The sequence below is a fragment of the Inquilinus sp. genome, from assembly GCF_057815775.1.
In genome coordinates, this window is sequence record NZ_JBYRFX010000731.1 from 1 (window position 1) to 3,387 (window position 3,387).

Annotated in this window: 5 protein-coding genes; 3 read left to right on the forward strand and 2 right to left on the reverse strand. The window is 70.7% G+C overall.

The genetic code is table 11. From position 1 onward, the window contains the following. A partial coding sequence (locus tag AC3XYG_RS25665; protein WP_489142710.1) for an SEC-C metal-binding domain-containing protein occupies positions 1 to 604 on the forward strand: 604 nt, incomplete at its 5' end. Between the two features lie 151 nt (positions 605 to 755). Continuing rightward, positions 756 to 2,210: an aromatic amino acid lyase gene (locus AC3XYG_RS25670; protein ID WP_489142711.1), complete on the forward strand. Its 1,455-nt coding sequence runs from the start codon at positions 756 to 758 to the stop codon at positions 2,208 to 2,210. A gap of 11 nt (positions 2,211 to 2,221) precedes the next feature. Here AC3XYG_RS25670 and AC3XYG_RS25675 read toward each other — a convergent pair whose 3' ends face one another. Beyond that, a complete protein-coding gene (locus AC3XYG_RS25675) occupies positions 2,222 to 2,632 on the reverse strand; it encodes a putative toxin-antitoxin system toxin component, PIN family (RefSeq protein ID WP_489142712.1) in 411 nt (136 codons plus the stop codon). Next, a complete protein-coding gene (locus AC3XYG_RS25680) occupies positions 2,632 to 2,868 on the reverse strand; it encodes a ribbon-helix-helix domain-containing protein (protein WP_489142713.1) in 237 nt (78 codons plus the stop codon). Before AC3XYG_RS25680 ends, AC3XYG_RS25675 begins: the two co-directional genes overlap by 1 nt. Positions 2,869 to 2,996: 128 nt before the next feature. Here AC3XYG_RS25680 and AC3XYG_RS25685 point away from each other — a divergent pair. After that, on the forward strand, positions 2,997 to 3,387 hold a 391-nt coding region (locus AC3XYG_RS25685; protein WP_489142714.1), incomplete at its 3' end, for a RimK-like ATPgrasp N-terminal domain-containing protein.

The following is a 3,387-nucleotide window of genomic DNA, read 5'->3' on the forward strand; positions in this document are numbered from 1 at the left end:
CCTGTTCGGCATGGACCTGCCGGTCAAGGAATGGGCCAAGGAAGAGGGCATCGCCAACCGCGAGATCGAGGAGCGGATCCAGCACGCGATCGACGCCAAGATGGCGGCCAAGGTCGAGGCCTATGGCCCCGAGATCATGCACATGGCGGAGAAGAGCCTGCTGCTGCAGATCCTGGACCAGAGCTGGAAGGACCACCTGCTGACCCTCGACCATCTGCGCCAGGGCATCAACCTGCGCGCCTATGCCCAGCGCGACCCGCTGCGCGAATACCAGGCCGAGGCGTTCAACCTGTTCGAGGAGATGCTGGGCGCGCTGCGCGAGAACGTCACCCAGGTGCTGGCCCAGGTCGAGCTGCGGGTCACGCGGCCCGAGGATGTCGACGCGCAGCAGCAGCAGGCGGCGATGCAGCAGGAGATGCACGAGACCCGGCAGGACCCGGCGCTGGGCCTGGCCGCACCGGAGATGGCGACCGCCGGCAGTGCGGTGGCGGCGGCCAGCGCGGCCTTCGCGCTGAACCCGGACTGGGCCCAGACCCCGCGCAACGCCCCCTGCCCCTGCGGCTCGGGCAAGAAGTTCAAGCACTGCCACGGCGCGGTGCTGTAAGCGACCGCAGGCCCAGATCCGGGGCCTGCACCGGACTGAAACGGCCGGCAGGCGAATCCCATCGCCGCCGGCCGTTGCTTTTGCGAAGCTGCCCGCCGGATAGGGGCCATCGCGCCCCGTACATGAGCGGACGGGGCGGATTCGAATGACGGTGGCACTGACGATTCGGGCGGATATCAGCCTCGCCGCCCTGCACCGCGTCGCCTGGCAGGGCGAGGCCGTCCGCATCACCGAGCCGGCGCTGCAACGGATCGCCGAATGCCGGGCCGCCTTCCTGCAGCTGATCGACACCGATCCGAACCTCGTCATCTACGGCGTGACCACGGCGATGGGCGAGCTGGCCGATCGCCGCCTGCGGCCGGAGGAGCGGGACCGCCACGCCCGGATCAAGGCCTTCGCCGCCGCCACCGCCTTCGGCGACCCGCTGCCTGACCGCGTCGTGCGGGGCATCGTGCTGGCCCGGCTGGCGAATTTCCTGGAAGGCCATGCCGCAACGACGCCGCGCATCGCCCTGGCCGTCGCCGCCATGCTGGAGGGCGGGCCGATGCCATCCGTGCCCGCCGCCGGCCAGGGCGGCGCCGGCGAGATCCTGGCGCTGTATCCGCTGTTCGCCGGGCTCAGCGCCGGCTTCGGCCTCGAGGTCAAGGAGCGCGGGTCGCTGATCAACGGCTCACCCTGTGCCGCGGCGCTGGTGGCCGATGCCGCCCTGGCCGCCCGCCGCCGCATCCGGCTGGCCGAGACCGTCTTCGCCCTGTCGATCGAGGCGTTCCGGGCACCGCTGGAGCACTACGACGCCGCGCTGGAGACGCTGTGGGGCGACGAACATGAGGCTGCCGCCCTGCGCGGCCTGCGCGGCTTCCTCGATAGTGGCAGTGACGGCCGGCGCGGCTACCAGGCCCCGGTCAGCTATCGCATCGTGCCGAGGGTGCTGGGCCAGGCGCACCGGGCCCTGGCCGGGGCGGAACGAGCCGCCACCACTTCGCTGGCCTCGGCGTCCGACAACCCGGTCTACATCCCGCCCGACCCGGCGGATCCGGCCCATCCGCTTGGCCGCTGCATCAGCACCGGCGGCTACCACAACGCCATGGCGGCGCCGGCGCTCGACGATCTGGCGGCGATCTGGGCCGATCTCTGCCTGCTCTGCGACCGGCACAGCTCCAAGCTGCTGGCCGGCCGGGTGTCGCATCTGCCCGACCTGCTGATGGTCGGCCGCGACCCGAGCGACAGCGACGGCCACGGCAGCCTGGGCTATGTGCCGATGGCGGTGACCGGGTATCTGGAGCAGGCCAAGGCGGCGGCGCAGCGCACCTTCATCCCCGGCACCGAGGCCGCGGGCGCCGGCCAGGACGATGTCGCCACCACCGCCTTCCCGGCCTGGTCGAAGGAAGAACGGGCCGGCCGTTGCCTCGACGCGGCGCTGGCAATGCTGGCCGTGGTCGCGTCACAGGCGCTGCACGTCACCGGCCGGACGGCACCGCCGGCGCTGCGCGGCTTCGTCGACGACCTCCGCAGCACCGTGCCGCCGGTGGCCGAGGACCGCGTCCTCGGCCCCGAACTCGGCCGTCTGGCCGCACGGTTCACCGAGCGTGTGTTCGCGGCGGATTGAGGGCCGGCACCTTATAGGACGGCGTCACAGAAGGCCGCTGCGGTGACGATGCGGGTGACCCCCAGGGATCTGCGATCGAGCAACCCGGCCCGCTTGTCTCCGGTGACGAGGTATCGGGCCCCGGAGATCTCCGCCAAGGCCAGAAGATAGGCGTCATGCGGATCTGCCGTCTCATGGTGATCCGGCAGGCGGTCGAAGACCACGGCCCGCTGGAGGTTGTTGAGCATCAGGCCGACGCGGTGCGGCTGCAGGATGCTCCGGAACTTGGGATAGCGGCTGGCCCGGCGCAGCTCCTCGAGCTGCTCGTCACAGGTCGCGATCTCGAAGCGGCCGCGGCGCCAAGCCTCGTAGATCCGATGTGGCGATCCACCCGGCGACAGCAACGCGCTGAGGAAGATGTTGCTGTCGAGGATGACGCGCATCAGTCACGCGCGGCGCCCAGGGCTTCCTCGATCGCGGCGTCGAGAGCGTCCTGGCCGATATTGGCGTTGGCCGCCTTTGCCTGTGCCGCCGTCAGCTCCAGGATATGCGCGCGCACGGCCTCTTCGACGAAGCGGGACAGATCGCCCTTGCGGCCGCCGCCCTGGCTGGCCAGAAACTGGCGCAACGCCATGTCGGTCGATTGCGAGACAACGAGATTCCAGCGTGTCGCGGACATCGGATAACACTCACACACATAAACACTTATGCGTTTATACACCTAACTCGCTGATTGCGAAATCCGAATAGCGCCTTTACGCGACGCGGCGGGACGATGGCGGCCATTGCCACCACCTTCATGGACCCATGGCCGCAACTCTCATCGTCGCCGACGAGCCCGACGGGCTCGCGGACGACCTGCCTCCCCAATGTCGCGTCGTCACCCCCGATGACCTGCTGGACGGGCATCACCTGCCGGATTTCGGCGCGACGCCCGGCACCACCGTGGTCAATCTGTGCCGCGACCAGCGCCCCCTCTCATTCGGCTATTACGTCTCGCTGATCGCCGAGGCCCGCGGCTATGCCGTGACCCCCACCGCCGCCGCCCTGGCCGACCAGGCCGACGACCGGCTGGCCCGCAGCCGCCGCGCCGCGGTGGATCGCGCCCTGGCGGCGCGGCACCACCAGGGCGGCAGCGGCCGCCTGGCCGTGCCCCGGCGCCTGTTCGTCGCCCTCGGCCGCTGCGACCGGCCGCATC

What these genes read in the sequence shown, in the direction of transcription:
- AC3XYG_RS25680 (WP_489142713.1), bottom strand. Translation starts at nt 2,868, where the DNA reads ATGTCCGCGACACGCTGGAATCTCGTTGTCTCGCAATCGACCGACATG.
- AC3XYG_RS25675 (WP_489142712.1), bottom strand. Translation starts at nt 2,632, where the DNA reads ATGCGCGTCATCCTCGACAGCAACATCTTCCTCAGCGCGTTGCTGTCG.